The organism is Gimesia sp. (assembly GCF_048262075.1).
Taxonomy (GTDB): domain Bacteria; phylum Planctomycetota; class Planctomycetia; order Planctomycetales; family Planctomycetaceae; genus Gimesia.
Map to the genome: position 1 here is coordinate 77,784 of NZ_JBLXFK010000013.1, position 15,013 is coordinate 92,796.

Annotated in this window: 12 protein-coding genes; 8 read left to right on the forward strand and 4 right to left on the reverse strand. The window is 47.8% G+C overall.

Features of this window, described 5'->3' with window-relative positions:
* Nucleotides 1-3 precede the first annotated feature (3 nt).
* Nucleotides 4-2,688: a hypothetical protein gene (locus tag ACN0YH_RS21800; RefSeq protein ID WP_417381710.1), complete on the reverse strand. Its 2,685-nt coding sequence runs from the start codon at nt 2,686-2,688 to the stop codon at nt 4-6.
* Nucleotides 2,689-2,918: 230 nt separating this feature from the next.
* Here ACN0YH_RS21800 and ACN0YH_RS21805 point away from each other — a divergent pair, with 230 nt between their 5' ends.
* From ACN0YH_RS21805 to ACN0YH_RS21825, 5 genes are all read left to right on the forward strand, one after another.
* Entirely contained in the window at nt 2,919-3,701 is a 783-nt protein-coding gene (locus ACN0YH_RS21805) for a sugar phosphate isomerase/epimerase family protein (RefSeq protein ID WP_417381711.1), read from the forward strand.
* 31 nt (nt 3,702-3,732) lie between these two features.
* A complete protein-coding gene (gene xseA, locus ACN0YH_RS21810; RefSeq protein ID WP_417381712.1) occupies nt 3,733-4,962 on the forward strand; it encodes an exodeoxyribonuclease VII large subunit in 1,230 nt (409 codons plus the stop codon).
* A gap of 59 nt (nt 4,963-5,021) precedes the next feature.
* On the forward strand, nt 5,022-5,372 hold the full coding sequence (locus tag ACN0YH_RS21815) for an exodeoxyribonuclease VII small subunit (RefSeq protein WP_417381713.1): 351 nt from the start codon (nt 5,022-5,024) through the stop codon (nt 5,370-5,372).
* 272 nt (nt 5,373-5,644) lie between these two features.
* The gene (locus tag ACN0YH_RS21820) at nt 5,645-6,475 is read left to right on the forward strand and encodes a type III pantothenate kinase (protein WP_417381714.1); all 831 of its coding nucleotides are present in this window, start codon (nt 5,645-5,647) and stop codon (nt 6,473-6,475) included.
* 5 nt (nt 6,476-6,480) lie between these two features.
* A complete protein-coding gene (locus ACN0YH_RS21825) occupies nt 6,481-7,644 on the forward strand; it encodes a GTPase (protein ID WP_417381715.1) in 1,164 nt (387 codons plus the stop codon).
* Here ACN0YH_RS21825 and ACN0YH_RS21830 read toward each other — a convergent pair.
* Nucleotides 7,641-8,960 carry a glycoside hydrolase family 15 protein gene (locus ACN0YH_RS21830; protein ID WP_417381716.1) on the reverse strand — a complete coding sequence of 440 codons (1,320 nt, stop codon included), beginning with the start codon at nt 8,958-8,960 and terminating at the stop codon, nt 7,641-7,643. The genes ACN0YH_RS21825 and ACN0YH_RS21830 overlap by 4 nt on opposite strands.
* A gap of 416 nt (nt 8,961-9,376) precedes the next feature.
* Between ACN0YH_RS21830 and ACN0YH_RS21835 the strand changes: the two genes are divergently transcribed.
* Together ACN0YH_RS21835 and ACN0YH_RS21840 are read left to right on the forward strand one after the other, a co-directional pair.
* Nucleotides 9,377-11,971, forward strand: coding sequence for a hypothetical protein (locus ACN0YH_RS21835; protein ID WP_417381717.1), 2,595 nt, complete (start codon nt 9,377-9,379; stop codon nt 11,969-11,971).
* Nucleotides 11,972-12,091: 120 nt separating this feature from the next.
* Nucleotides 12,092-12,232 (forward strand): hypothetical protein, encoded by a 141-nt coding sequence (locus tag ACN0YH_RS21840; RefSeq protein ID WP_417381718.1) that lies wholly within the window; start codon nt 12,092-12,094, stop codon nt 12,230-12,232.
* On the opposite strand, the gene ACN0YH_RS21845 is transcribed toward ACN0YH_RS21840, so the two are convergent.
* Both ACN0YH_RS21845 and ACN0YH_RS21850 read right to left on the reverse strand, forming a co-directional pair.
* On the reverse strand, nt 12,233-12,448 hold the full coding sequence (locus tag ACN0YH_RS21845) for an RNA-binding S4 domain-containing protein (protein WP_417381719.1): 216 nt from the start codon (nt 12,446-12,448) through the stop codon (nt 12,233-12,235).
* A gap of 4 nt (nt 12,449-12,452) precedes the next feature.
* A complete protein-coding gene (locus ACN0YH_RS21850) occupies nt 12,453-13,883 on the reverse strand; it encodes a sulfatase-like hydrolase/transferase (RefSeq protein WP_417381720.1) in 1,431 nt (476 codons plus the stop codon).
* A 96-nt stretch (nt 13,884-13,979) separates the two neighbouring features.
* Between ACN0YH_RS21850 and ACN0YH_RS21855 the strand changes: the two genes are divergently transcribed.
* Complete coding sequence (locus ACN0YH_RS21855) at nt 13,980-14,948, forward strand: dihydrodipicolinate synthase family protein (protein ID WP_417381721.1); 969 nt, start codon at nt 13,980-13,982, stop codon at nt 14,946-14,948.
* The last annotated feature ends 65 nt before the right edge of the window (nt 14,949-15,013 follow it).

A 15,013-nucleotide genomic window follows, 5' to 3' on the forward strand; every position in this document is an offset into this window, starting at 1 on the left:
TCATTACCGAAGTCGTGTCGAGTCTTCTGTTCTTCTTTGCTTTCTTGAGACCGCCTCAGGCTTGTCCCAGTCCTCACCCACTGTCCAGCGGTAATTAAGAATACGCCGGCCATTGACCTGTTCGGCTCTCAGCCAGAGTTCTTTTCCCTTCAAAGCATCTGCATTCGGAATATAATATAATTTCCGGTCCTGCCCATGTTTCAGCTCGGTAATAAACCGTTGCATGCGTTTCATGTTTGGTATAAATAAACTGCAGCGGAATTGGAGCGTCTCCAGGGGTGAGGTATTGTTAACAATCACCTGTTCGATTTCCAGTACGTTTCCCTCAATTTTTTTATCTGTAACCTGAACCATAATATCGCCTAATCCAACATGATAAGACCTGTGGACTCGAATCGAGTATTTACGTTCCGCAAAGATATCAAAATCAATGGAAACATCTTTCCTGCCCAGGCTGGCATTTGAGGGTAGCGTCATGAATGTTTCCAGTCGAAATTTTTCTCCGGCACCTGTATCGAACACCCATTCCTGCGGTTCCACTTCCCATCCCCGAGGTACATTTAATACCGCCTTACCACGAACACTCTGCAAGAATGTATTTTTCCCAAGCACCGCATCGGCGTGGCCTCCATACTCACTTCTTGATTTTCCTATTTCAAATTGAGCCGCCAGCCTCCAGTTTGCAATCTGTTGATTACACTTTCGTAGAATCATGGGAGAAGTACTCACCGGTAAAGTATGGCGATGTGTGCTTGAATCACGCTCCAGAGCAATGCGTCTGCCCCAGACATCAGTTGCGACTACATCTTCACCCAGATAAATCACTTCCTCAGTTGGCTCGTCATTCCAGACTACAATGATCGCCTCGTCATCACGCATAAAAACATGATTGGTACTCTTATTGGGCATGTTGAAGGATCCCTGGTACCGGGTTCCCTGTAACGCGATCGCGATGGTCCTCCATGGCAAAAATAATAACGTGGGGGATCCATTTCGATTGAGTAATCCGTACTGTTCGTGAAATACGGATGATGCAAAAATCACATCTGCTCCCAGGTATTTTGCGGTCACCATACGTTTTGCCAGGTCAATGCCCCGCTCTTCAGCAGGGTACCCATCTTTTGGCAAAGGAGTTAATGTAACCCAGCGCGGACTGCCGCCTGGGGCCAGGCGGGCGTTCTGAAGTTCACGGGCCAGGTCCTTAGGGGAAAGTCGTTCAGCATTATTAATCGACACAAAACTCTGGGGCATGTTATCTTTCGGCAGAGGAGTCTTCCAGTCCCAGTGAATGCCTACATGGGTATCGCGACCGATTAAATCCAGCTGTACCTTCACTTTTCTAAGTGTCTCGTTGAGATTTTGAAGTCCAATGAAACTGTTGTCATCATCGCCTCCCAACTGCCAGTAATTCACCAGTGAGGTGTATCGGGCAAACACCTCTTCCAGCGAAGGAGACCAAAAACTCGACGGCATTGTGAAAATCCCACTCACCCCCAACCAGTCTTTCGCAAACTGTGATCGTAATTTTTTGGGAGGATGATTTAAGAGTCCCACAGGCGTAATTCCCCGATTGGAAAACTGGTCCAGCATCTCTGCAACCCGGCTCGTGCGATGGATGTCATCAGATTCCAGTACATTCCAGAGAGGATACTTGATCCAGTTGATTCCTGCCTGAGCTGCAATATCAGGTAGCTCTTTAATCGGCAGACTCTCATCCTCCTCCGAGATGGTCCAGCCAAATTCCCCTGTGGGCCTGGGATTGACAAGATCAATCACGGCAAATGTCGTTTTCTTTTCCAGGATGGACTTCTGATCCCTGACCAGCCTGGATCTGACTTCATAAAACCCATACTCCATTGGCTGCAAACGCCAGACTTCCGTGTGATTATTTCCATCGAGTAAACGACTGTTCTCAACAGCTTTGACATCATCAGGTTTTGTCATCAGTGCCAGGGAAGATTCGGCAATGTGCCGATTCGTATTGTCGGTCAGTTCCAGATCCAGTCGATACTGGTTGTCTGGATTCAAGCCACTGATGCGACTGCTAATGCGGATCTCCGCAGAATGATCTACAAAATGACGATGGTAATTATTTAAAATATCCAACTGCGGCAAGCTGCCAACCCACAGATCATCAAACCAGATATCACCAGAAATATCTTTCTGGGCATTGTGAGCTACGTGACAACCAAGAACGATAAACCGTACATTGGCCTGGGGAGTCAATGGCCCCAGTGTCACTTCAACCCAGTTCTTATGGGTTCCGGTCACAGGACGACTGACAAAATGCTGAACGCGCTGACGCTTATGATCCAGAAAAGAAATCGAAATTAACGCAGCATCATGTATTAATTTTTGCGTTTTGACATAACCACGAAATATATAGGCATGATCAGCATCGATTTTTTCCGGAGGCGAATAAATGGTAGCATGGCCTCCATTCACTCCAAAATGCAGACTCTGCTGGCCTGTATGTCCCAGGTTCCGATCAATACTCACATCGACATATTGGGGATATCCGGTCCCCTTTCTTCTGGACCAGTCATCTGGCAGATCGTCGAAGTCCTGGTCCTGTCTGGTTTCAAAAGAATAGGACAGAACGGGCAACGTATCTTCCACGAGATTACCCTCAACGGGTAAACCGGCCAGTAACGCAAGGTAGCAGGTAGCAAGCGATGACAGTATCATGGGATGTTTCCGAACAGTATTGATTCTCTCTAATCAAGATCGACCATTTTTTGATCGAATCTCAATCAGGAAGAGCCTGGAAGAGGTCATTTTCTGGATCCTGATCTGATAACTCGGAGATATCATTCTCTTTTCACAGACAGTTAGATAAACTTTGCCAGTCAATCCGATTGCCGCAGTTATGCCACACAGTTAAAATGCCAGTAAACAGCATTGATTTAAGGAAAATAATGTCACGCTTTAAACTCGCAGTCGCTACCCGCTGCTTTGGCCAGCCCATCAAGCAAGCGATTAAAACAGCCGCTCAGATTGGCGCGCGCGGAGTACAACTCGATGTTCAAAATGAAATCTCACCTTCTTCATTTGGCGCTTCCGGCGAGCGACAGTTTCGCAAGCTGCTGGAAGAATTTAACCTGTCTGTCGCCTCCCTCCGGCTACCGGCTCGACGAACTCTGGTTGATCCTGAATTTCTCGACGAGAGAGTTTCGCAAATCAAATCCGCTTTGGATTTCGCCTGGCGGCTGAAAGCCCCCTATCTGATCATTCATCCCGGAACGATTCAGTCAGAAGACACCAGCACTTTCCCCATGGTATGTGAAGTACTGAATGATCTGGCTCGACATGCCTCACACATTGGTACAGAAATTTGTATTGCCTGTGAAAAGAACTCTTCTGCCGTCATCCGTGAATTAGTCTCAAAAGTAACCACTGGTTTTATCGGTATTGACTTTGATACGGCAGAAATGGTTTATACGCGCCAGGACCAGGAATCAACAATTCGAGAATTGTATACATGGATAAAATCATACCGCTTGCGTGATGCAGTTCGTGAAATGGATGGCGAAGGATCAGAAGTTCCGCTGGGAAAAGGTATGGTTATGTGGGATCACTTTCTACCTCTGGTAATGGAGACCGGTTACCAGGGATGGCTTACCGTTGATCGCACCCAGGGTGAAAATAAACGGGATGATTGTCGCAGCGGCATATCCTATCTGAATTCACTGCTACCCTGATCTCCTGTTCCTGATAATCGATCGCGAGCTTATGTCACTTGCTGAACCTGAAATTCTCTCCGTTACTGAAACCACTCGTCAGATTAAAAATCTGGTAGAGGCAAACTTCCCTTATGCATGGGTCGTCGGAGAAATTTCCAATTGTACAATCGCCAGCTCTGGTCATGTCTATCTGACATTGAAAGATGATTCCGCCCAGTTAAGAGCCGTCATCTGGAAACGTACCGCCTCACGATTAAAGTTCCAGCTGGAAGATGGCATGGAAGTTGTCGCTGCCGGCCCCGTAGAAGTGTACCAGGCTCGTGGAACCTATCAATTAAATATTGAACAACTTATTCCCCAGGGAGTGGGTGCACTTGAATTAGCATTTCGGCAGATGCAGGAAAAACTGGCTGCGGAAGGTCTGTTTAACCCGGAACATAAACAGCCCATCCCCCAGTTCCCAAGAAAAATTGCCCTGGTGACCAGCCCAACCAGTGCAGCAGTTCGGGATATGCTCCAGGTGATTACGAGACGTTGGAACGCTGCCGATCTGGTCATTGTACCTGTCGCAGTGCAAGGGGAAGGAGCCGCAGAACAGATCGCATCTGGAATCGAACTGGCTGCTCGTATTCCCTATGTAGACACAATTATCACGGGACGCGGGGGAGGCAGTCTTGAAGATCTGTGGGCTTTTAATGAAGAAGTGGTCGCGCGTGCTATTTTTGCCTGTCCCATTCCAGTGATCAGCGCAGTCGGTCATGAAATTGACATCAGCATCTCTGATCTGGTCGCGGATCGTCGGGCATTAACCCCCAGTGAAGCAGCAGAACTCTCAGTCCCCCTGCAATCCGATGTTCTGGCGACTTTAACACATTGGCAGAGTCAGCTTGTCACAAATCTGAAACAGCGCGCGCGACAGGTGCGACTCCAGCTGGATGCAATTGCCGCCCGTCCCGTGTTAACCCGACCTCTCGATATGGTTCACCAACGTGCTGACCAGGTTGATGAACTGGATCGCAGGCTGAAACGTAGTACGCGTGAATTCATCAACCGATGTCAAACTGAAACACGACATCTGGCATCCGCTTTAGATGCACTGAGTCCACTCAAAGTGCTGACCCGGGGATATAGTATTACCCGTAAGCAATCAGAAGACGAATCCTCAAAATGGAATATTGTAAAATCGATCAGCCAGGTGAAGCAAGATGAAGTACTTCACACGCGCATCTCCGATGGCACAATTGTAAGCCAGATTAAGGAAATACAGGAAGACTCCTAATGGTTTCCTGCCACTTTTTACACCCAGATAAATCATTTTTATATTTAAAGACATTCGATATGGCAAAGAAAAAAGCAACACAGTCAGAAGCCCCACTCTTTGAAGAATCACTGGCAGAATTGCGGGAAATCGTATCCACTCTGGAAGAAGGTACGGCTGGCCTTGAGGAATCGATGGAACACTTTGAACGCGGGGTGAAACTGCTCCGTTCGTGTTACCAGTCTCTGGAATCAGCCGAACAGAAAATTGAAATCCTGACACGGGTGGATGCAGATGGAAATCCGGTACTGGAAGAGTTCGACGCCACCGCATCGATCGAGACGAAAGGACCTTCCAAAACAGGCCGACGCAAAACCAGTTCTCCCAAAAAAGATTCCGATGAAAACGAAAATGACCGAACTTTGTTCTAGAGCGAATCACATTTGACCATAGCGCCTCTCAAACTATTATACTCGGTTCAAATAGCCCTGGAGACGCTACAGTAAAACTGGACACAGTCTAGCCTGTATCCAGGTTTACGATAACTATCCTGACAGGAATTGGAACGTGTTTAATGGATTCAAAACGCGATGGATAAATGGGATGCGCAGCAGCAGGATCGAATCAGGCAGCTCCGAAAGTGCTTCAGACCTTCAAACTCAGTGTCTCAGGAATTTGCTCATACATCATAAAGTGTACTCCCATGAAGCATTCGCTTAAACAACTGGCAATCGATGTCGGTAACAGTCGAATCAAGTTTGTGACTCTGCAGACAGACCTACCTGTAACAGAATACAAGCAGCTTCCCCGCGTTGAGCATTCTGTATCAGCGCCGATTGATGGCCCCTTCCCCTGGGATCAGATTCAGGACTGGCTGGGTCACCAGGACTTGGAACGCTGCCAGAGTGTCGTCGCCGGTTCGAATCCAAGGGGAATCAAAAAGATTGTTTCTGACTGGCCGTTATCTCCCCTGCCGTCACCGATCGAAGTCCTCAACACAGCTGATTTCCCTCTGGATATTGATGTGGACGAGCCGCGAAAAGTGGGGATTGATCGGTTATTGAACGCAGTCGCCGCCAATACTTTACGTAACACAGATCAAGGTGCCATTATCGTCGATACTGGAACCGCGACGACAGTGGATGTTGTCTCGACAGAAGGGCATTTCGTTGGTGGAGCAATACTACCTGGGTTTGAACTTTCGGCAAAATCTCTGCATGATTATACGGCACTCTTGCCACTCATTCCTGTAGCTGACCTGCGTCAGGAAGAACCAGTCGTACTGGGAAAACATACTATCAATGCAATTCGCAGTGGATTATTCTGGGGACAACTGGGTGCGATTCGCGAGCTGATTGGCCAGTTTCAAAATCATTCTCTTTTCAAAACCAGTTCGGTATTACCGCTGGTTCTGCTTACAGGTGGAGGCTCCTCATTACTGGCGTCGCATCTTGATGATCTAGTTCGGTTCGAGCCATTATTAACACTGCAGGGTCTGGCGATCGTTGCACAAAAAATCAGCGGGATCAGATAAAAAACATGTCCCATTCGATTGAAAATCATAATTCCGTTCCCTGTGCCGCCGCACTGTTAACGCCCCGCGGTCGAGGGGCCGTCGCGACAATACGCGTCTATGGCGAATTGAATTCAGTCGCACCTGCCATCAATGTCTGTTTCAATGCAGCCAATCACAAATCACTGGAAGAACAACCACTGAATCGCATTGTTTACGGACTCTGGGGACAATCCTCTAACGAGGATCTGGTGATCTGCCGCCTCAATCAGACAACCGTTGATATTCACTGTCATGGCGGTATGGCTGCTGTAGACCGAATTCTTTCTGATCTCGAAGTACATGGCTGCTCACAAAATTCATGGGAGCAACTGGCGAAAAACACGGGAACTGCATTAGACGTCGAACTCCAGGACAGGCTCGCCGCAGCGACCACATTTCGAACAGCAGAAATTTTGTTGCGTCAGTCGGAAGGTCTATTAAAATCTGCGTTTGAATCGCTCCTGCCTGTGGCGCGCCAATCCTTTAACTCGGATTACTATCAATCACGAATCCAGAAATTACTGCACTGGGAACAATTCGGACACCACCTGACATCTCCCTGGCGTGTTGTTCTCGCCGGACGTCCTAATGTCGGTAAATCAAGTCTGATCAACGCAATCCTCGGTTATGAGAGATCGATTGTATTTAATGAGGCTGGTACAACCCGTGATGTACTCACTGCCAGTACGGCGATTGAGGGCTGGCCCATTCAGTTTTCCGATACTGCGGGAATTCGCGAACAGGCTGATGCTCTCGAATCGACGGGAATCCGGCGTGCAGAACAGATGATGAAATCTTCGAATTGCAACCTCGTCCTGATTGATATCAGCCAACCCGAACAGGCTGACGACCAGCGACTCATTACTCAATGGCCTGAATCGATCCTGGTCGCACACAAATCTGATCTTCCACGACTCTGGAAACAACCACTTCCCAATAGTGCGATCTTAGTCTCCTCAATGACAAAATCAGGAATCAATATCCTGCTGGATCGATTGATTAAAAAACTGGTTCCTGAAGTTCCGGGAGAAAACACACCTGTTCCTGTCACTACGCGACAGACCGGGATCTTACATCAGGCAATGGAAGCGTTAAAGGAATCGAATCAGTCAGTCTATCACAGGCTGATTCAGCAACTACTATCTTAGAACAAGGTGGAATCCTTATCCGATTCGCGAGACTTCAGCGTCTGCTTCCATTGCTGCAGAGCCATCATTAAATTGCCCTGCGTCCATAACAGTGGGGTAATGTCATTCGGAACATATCTGCCTTTTTCCAGGTAAAATGATTCAGGGCATTTGTACGGGCCAAATACAGATTCACTGGTTGTGAGTTGACTGAGGGAACGATCCAGATGGAAACGCTGTTTGTCTAAGTCTTCCTGATTGCTGGACTGCAGAAACCGCTGCCCATAAATCACCGACATCACGGAATCGAAAATGCACCATTGCGCTTCCTGCCCGGGCTTCAACAGTTTATCTCGACTGGACTGATCATCGCTGAAATCAACGGTACGATCATCTTCTCCCAACATATCTTTGTAGTCGGCACACCAATAAGAGTCACCCTGATAACGACGGATCCCATACTCACCCATTAAATGTGATCGAACATCTTCCATAATGGTCTCGGCCATTTCCCCCTGTACCAGACCAAGAGGAAAGATCAAGAAGAGCAACGCACCATCATACTTTCGCGCGAGCAGGGGGTCAGCCTGAATGCATTCAGCAGGCAGGATATCATCCAACGCAGTTTGTCCCTGCTGAATCAATGCTTCCACTGATTCCGCAGAAACCAATGCCCCGTCATGACGAAACTGATCCCAGTTCCCACTCTGGTCCAGGTAGCGTTTCAGCATCTTTAATCCGCTGAGTACCGTGCCGATACTGGAAGCTTCTATTTTCCGGGCTTCCTCCCAGTGACCACTGTCTGCGTCTTCCCAGAAGCGGATCGATTCGAAGTATCGTGCAAAGGATGCCAGCAATTCCAGTGAAGCGGGAATGGGCTCCAACTTTCCCTGCGTCAGCAACAGGCAATAAAACCAGACGTAATACCCCAGCGCGTCATTTTGTGCGTGTGCCCACTTTTCATCAATCTCTCCGAGCGTATTACCATCGAAGCGAATGTGAGGGCGGTTCATTACTTGAGTGGCATTTGCCTGTCCGGAAATAATCTGACCAAGCCGATCCTGGTGTTTGATAAAATACTCTGTCAAAGTGGAAATGGCTTTGCAGGCTGGCCCCGACTTTCCCACTGCATTTAATGCATGTGCGACATGAATATTATCGCGAACCCAGATGCTCTGATATCCCGTCGATTCATGGGCAATCGCCGCGGGAAATAGCCCATTCTCCAAGGCCGGGAAAGAGAACGTCCCCTGCGATTCAAGAAAACGGGCTAATTCTTCTGTTTCGGCAACGGTCTGAAGTGATTTTTTGAGAATATGAAAACGTTCGTCATCCATGATGAAATACCTGCTTTAAATCTTAAACAGCCCAAACGGGTAATATACCAGACTTGATCAATCCATAAAAAGACCATGAGGCGCGACTCGAATTGTGAAACAATTGACTTCAAAATGCAACGGCAGGTGAATGGGAGATCAAGATTCCTGGATGTTGCAAAAAAACAACAACGTTGCGAAAAATCATCCAGTAATGATGCCCGTATCTTTTAATGCGGCTCGCCCCACCCAGAATCAATTCTTTTTTTCTTTTCGACAGTATCTCTAATCTGCAGTACCGTTTTGATTTTCAGGTTCAGGCAAGAAGTTTCTCCAGCATCGCTCAACTGCCACAAAGAGGTATAACAATTGCTTATCCCAGAGATCCCAATGCCGATATCTCATTTTCTACTCCTTTTTATTAGTTGATTCCGTTCATGAAAGGTCCATTGCTATCTTTACCGCGGTCGCACCAGATCAGCATATTATTACTGCTATTGTCATTCTCAGGCATGGTGATCGCACGCTGGAACCAGCTCTATTTCTTTACACCTGACAGTGCCCGTTATGTCATCATGGCGAAATCACTGGTCAACGGCATGGGATATCGTGAAATCGATACACCGGGCGAACCATTGTATGCCCATCGGCCGCCGGGAATGTCGCTGCTGTTATCTCCGGCAGCGTTGATTGCTCCCTACAATGTTATGCTGGCGAAAGCCACTGTCTGGCTGACAGGACTTGCGATGCTGACGCTGTTATATCTCTATGTCCTGCATCTCCAGAAACCAGAGCAAGATCCATTTCATCCCAACCCGGATCATTTTTACTGGCCCGCAATAATGATTGCCGGGATGGTTGCCATCAATCCCTACACCCTGTTTTTTACTACGCTCGTCATGAGTGAAATACCATTCATGGCCTGCACTCTGGCGATTCTGTATCTACTGGTTGTTCAACAAGAGTCTCCAGGAAAATGGCAGCTGGCATTGTTCACCTGTCTGCTGATTTTCCTTCCGTTTTTAAGAACGATCGGCATCGCCCTGGTGTTAGCCGTCGGGACATGGGCCGTCTTAAAAAGAACCCGCTGGCGATGGCTGATCGGAGTGGCCTGTTCTCTGTCAGCAACAGGTTTCTGGATGTTCCGTAACTCTGCGTTGGAAAAAAGTGGTTACGTATCTGTTGCCCTGCAGGAATTCAAATCACACGGTCTTGTCGGCACCATGTTTAATATACTACAACGATGCCAGATTCACTTCGATAGTTTTTGCCAGAAACTGTTTCCCGATATGCCTGGCACAATGCCTCGCTATTCGCGGATGATACTGGATGAAAACGCCTTCTTGCCGGGACCGAGTTGGGTTTACATGATGCTCGGTGCGATAGTACTCGTACTCTCATGCTACGGGATGCTCAAACGTCGTCAGCAGGGGGGAACTGTCGCGTTCTGCTACCTGATCTTCAGCATGGGAATCCTCTCTCTCTGGCCGTGGATGCAGCAGCGATTTACCTTGCCGCTTCTGCCTGTCGTGCTGGCCTTTCTGCCCGCAGGCTGGGTCGCTTTTGCAAATCACTTCGAAGTATCCCGACCTCAGATTCGCAAAACACTGATCGCCGTCTGCTTACTGCTATTGTTACTCCTGGCAGGCTGGCAATTGAAAACCGATAGTGCATTGATTCATGCGAATCTGAAAATGATTCGCGATCCTCAGAATTTTTACAAAGACCAACTCCCTCCTAATCAGTTCAGTAACTGGACAGCAGCCGGCACATGGATCAGCAAAAACACGAGCCCCGATGCCAGACTGATTACACGACGAGCTGATGTCGCGACCACAGGGCATCGCTATCAAAAACTGAACTTTTTTGAAATTACCAATGCAGAAAAGCTGCACGAAGCGATTCAGAATTTACCCGCTGATTACCTCGTTACTTTCAGTCGAGATACAGTCTCTGCTTTTCCCTGGCATCTTCTCGACCAGGACCTGGTCTATCGTATGACACCCGTCTATGACGAACAGGGAGTCCTGATCCTCAAACTGGAACCGAACCGCAGTGGAACAATCCGCAACCAATACTGGCATCCCGATGACTCTCTTAAACTGGCACGCCGGGCAATTGAAAAATTTCCTCATCGCCTGGCATTTCAAGTTGCCTATGCGCAACAACTGTTTGCAGCCGCAAGCTATGATGAATTAATCCACTACGTCGATAACCTGCAACAGCAACAGATCTCCGATGTCAGACTGAGCAACCTGCTAGCCTGGTCGTATATTAAAACGAAGCAATACCAGAAAGCGATTCGGGAATTCGAGCGGGCATTTTCGATGCCTGATCAGAAGATGCTCCGCCGCGATCTGGTCAGAGGAATTAACCTGGCACACAATACGCTGGAGGCCAGCTATAAAGCAGGAGCAAAAGAGGAGCAGCCTGTAGTTCCAAACCAGCAGTCCCCTTGGCAACTGGCAGAGAATTACCTGCGTTTATCAGAAGTCACGAACGCGGAACGGGTTCTCCTCAAGGCTTTGAAGCAGTCGACCGATTACCCCGACTCAAAAGGCAAACTACACTCCCTGCTGGCAAAGGTTTATCTTGCGAAAGCCGGTACGCAGGAAGCTATACAGCAGTTAAATTACGCAGTCGCAGCTGGAGAAGCAAATGCTTCTCGTACTTTGCAAATGCTCCAACTGGAAGAAAAAACGGAACACCGTTTAAATTTTCCACAAAAAATAAATGATGCAAAATCTGAACAACTCACTGTGGAATTGCTACAGGACGTAGTGACACTGGTTGACTGGTATCAGAAAACCGGGGTCCCTGGCAAAGCGCTCAGCCTGCTGGAACGGACGAATACTTTGATTCCGAACCAGCCGGAAGTACTCAGGTTACTTCTCCAGAGTCAGCTGTTTTATGCTCAGTCCCACGATGCTGAAAAGACACTATCACAATTGAACAGACTGACACCCGCCGATCAGAGTTTAGGTGAAATGCAGGAGAAAATTGAGACGTTAAAAAAGCGCCCCCGATTCTAAAACGCAACCTTCAGTGCTTCTGCATGCGTAATTGTTAACTCGATCACGCACTGTCTCATTTAAGAGTGTAAAATTAATGAGTTAACAGACTGTTGCGGGCCAGTAACGGGGGGACGTTCAATGGAACTCTGGATCGACGGCTGGATGGATTATCTGCTCAATGCCTGGCGGAACGCAACGGCGACGGATTATTTAAGATTGATGGTCTGTGTGATTGTGATTGGTGGGATCTTTAACATCCACCGTAGCGGCACAAGATAGTCAGCCGTCAAGTGTCACTTCCACACACCACTCTTCTCCGGCATAGGCAACAACATCTCCGGGTGCCAGTTGTTTACGGCGTCTGGTTTCCACGACGCCGTTTACAGTCACTTCACCCGCCTGGATGACTACCTTCGCGTGACCGCCAGTACCCACTGCAGCCTGATGTTTTAAAAACTGATCCAATCGTATCGGTGGCCGATCTTCTGATACCATAAAGTTATTGTCTCTTTTGCGATGGTTGCTGTTTGTTTTTTTTCTTTTTAGGTTCCCAGCTTTTTTTTAATTTCTTGAGTTCCTCTGGCGTGGGAGCAGCAAACTTCGCATCCTGCGGTGAAGCTGATTTCAGTGGACTCGTATCACCTGTTTTCTTCTGCCAGTCTTTCATCGACGCCCACAGGCGATCTGCATGAGATTGACAGGCAGATTGCCCGAATAAATTTTGTGTTTCCTGTGGATCATTCTGAAGATCGAATAATTGCGATTGATTGATCTGCGGATAGGTAATCAGTTTCCAACGATGATCGCGTACTGAGCGTTGTACATCTTTATAAGCGGTAAACAGTGTCTCCCTGATTTGCGATTTACTACCTTCAATCACAGGCCACATGCTTTCGGCATCCAAGCCCTGTGGAATCTCTGTTCCGACCATTTCACAAACCGTCGGAAAAATATCGTACAGATAAACCAGCGCATCACTCTGGCCATGAGGAATCCCCGGTCCTGAAAATATCAGGGGAGACTTCATACTATGCTCGTACAGACTTTGCTTCCCCATCAGTCCATGGCTGCCCACAGCCAGGCCATGATCGGAAGAAAAAATGATAATCGTATTGTCGTACTCACCACTCTCTTTCAGCGCTTTTAAAAGACGACCAATATGTCCATCCAACCCGGTAATATCTGCATAGTAATCATGAAGATGTTTTTGGACTTCTGCTTTGCTACGGGGAAAACCTGCCAGCAATTCATCGCGCACCACCTGCTCTCCATTATTAAAGGGATGCAGTGGGAGATAGTTTTTGGGTAATGGAATCTCTTCACGTTGATACAGATCCATATATTCCTGATCGGCAACCCTGGGGTCGTGTGGGCAGGCAAACGCCAGATACATGAAAAAGGGCTGATCGTTCTTCATATCCAAAAACTCAATCGCGTTATCAACGATCTCTTTACCCGGCTGCCCCAACAGACGCGCCTGCAAATCATTCACATATTTGGACTGGTCAAATCGTTTATGAATTTCCGCTGCAGTATTCCCTTTTTTACCATGATGGTACGTGTGGTATCCGGCAGCTTTCATCGAATCCGGGAAATTCGATTTTTCAGCTGAAGCGTATCTTCCGGTCCAGCGAAAGTAAGTTCGCCCACTGAGCAGCATATTTCGACTGCAGACACAAACCGCTCCTGAGTTACTCCCCAGGCAATAAGCATTGTTGAAGACAAAGCCACTATGAACCAGCTGATCCAGATGGGGGGTCTTGATCAATGGATTCCCCAATGCATGGATTGTGTCCGCCCGTTGATCATCCGTAAATAAAAACAGGACGTTCGGTTTTTGTTTTTCAGCGGCAGCCAGGGTATTACTGGTCAAAACAAGGAAACACAGTATGAACAATAAAGCAAAAGAATCTCTGTGCCGAAAACTCATGAAAGCCTCCAAGATTGAGCGCAAATTTGGTATCCTGACAGTCAATTGATCGCCGATCGGATACAACCTGTTCAATATATAGCAAGGAACACCCAAATGCCAGAAGCAGCTCCACCCGTAGTCTATGATCCCGTCAGTATGATCAAACCGAGAAGAAAAATTACCGGGATCTCTGCTGTGCTACTTCCCTATCTGGATTCGGGTGAAATCGACCGAGATTCACTCTCTGCTCATATCTCGCGGACTGCCGATGTCGGAATTACACCTGCTGTGAATATGGATACAGGTTATGTCAATCTGATTGATGAATCGACCTTTATCGAAGTCCTGAAAGTGACACAACAAACCTTGAATGGTGGCTCGTTTGTCGCAGGAGCTTTTGTCTCCGATCAACCAGGCGCAGCCTTTGATGCTGCAGGTTACCAGAGAAAAATTGACCTGATCCAATCCTATGGTGGAATTCCCGTGATTTTTCAGTCCTTTGGCCTGGTAGAACAGTCGCCAGATCAAATTATCACAGCTTATCAGACAATTGCCGCGAACACCGACCGTTTTATCGGCTTTGAATTAACCCGTGACCTGGCACCGTTCGGTTCTGTTTACGATCTGGGCACTTACGAAGCACTGATGGAAATCCCACAATGCATCGGTGCCAAACATTCCTCTTTTCACCGGGAACCAGAATGGGAACGCCTGCAGTTACGAGACGCGAAACGCCCTGATTTTAAAGTTTTCACTGGCAATGACTTTGGCATTGATATGATTCAGTACGGCAGCGATTACCTGCTGGGGCTGAGTACCTTTGCCCCTGACCTGTTTGCCAGACGCGATGCGCTCTGGGCGGCCGGTGACCCTGCTTTTTATGAACTGAATGATCAACTGCAGTACCTGGGCTACTTCACCTTCCGTAGCCCTTCACCCGCATATAAGCACTCGGCTGCACAGTTTCTGCTGTTACGGGGCTGGATTAAAACCAATAAAACACACCCACAAAGTCCCACCAGGCCCGAAAGTGATATTGAAGTATTACGGGAACTGGGACAGCGACTCAATGTCATCGATTAATCAAAAACTCCCCACTACTGAACCAGTAATGGGGAGTTTTTTAATTTATTTCGAATGATCAACCT

Coding starts and splice junctions, on each gene's coding strand:
- ACN0YH_RS21800 (WP_417381710.1), bottom strand. CDS start 2,688: ATGATACTGTCATCGCTTGCTACCTGCTACCTTGCGTTACTGGCCGGT.
- ACN0YH_RS21805 (WP_417381711.1), top strand. CDS start 2,919: ATGTCACGCTTTAAACTCGCAGTCGCTACCCGCTGCTTTGGCCAGCCC.
- xseA (WP_417381712.1), top strand. CDS start 3,733: ATGTCACTTGCTGAACCTGAAATTCTCTCCGTTACTGAAACCACTCGT.
- ACN0YH_RS21815 (WP_417381713.1), top strand. CDS start 5,022: ATGGCAAAGAAAAAAGCAACACAGTCAGAAGCCCCACTCTTTGAAGAA.
- ACN0YH_RS21820 (WP_417381714.1), top strand. CDS start 5,645: ATGAAGCATTCGCTTAAACAACTGGCAATCGATGTCGGTAACAGTCGA.
- ACN0YH_RS21825 (WP_417381715.1), top strand. CDS start 6,481: ATGTCCCATTCGATTGAAAATCATAATTCCGTTCCCTGTGCCGCCGCA.
- ACN0YH_RS21830 (WP_417381716.1), bottom strand. CDS start 8,960: ATGGATGACGAACGTTTTCATATTCTCAAAAAATCACTTCAGACCGTT.
- ACN0YH_RS21835 (WP_417381717.1), top strand. CDS start 9,377: ATGAAAGGTCCATTGCTATCTTTACCGCGGTCGCACCAGATCAGCATA.
- ACN0YH_RS21840 (WP_417381718.1), top strand. CDS start 12,092: ATGGAACTCTGGATCGACGGCTGGATGGATTATCTGCTCAATGCCTGG.
- ACN0YH_RS21845 (WP_417381719.1), bottom strand. CDS start 12,448: ATGGTATCAGAAGATCGGCCACCGATACGATTGGATCAGTTTTTAAAA.
- ACN0YH_RS21850 (WP_417381720.1), bottom strand. CDS start 13,883: ATGAGTTTTCGGCACAGAGATTCTTTTGCTTTATTGTTCATACTGTGT.
- ACN0YH_RS21855 (WP_417381721.1), top strand. CDS start 13,980: ATGCCAGAAGCAGCTCCACCCGTAGTCTATGATCCCGTCAGTATGATC.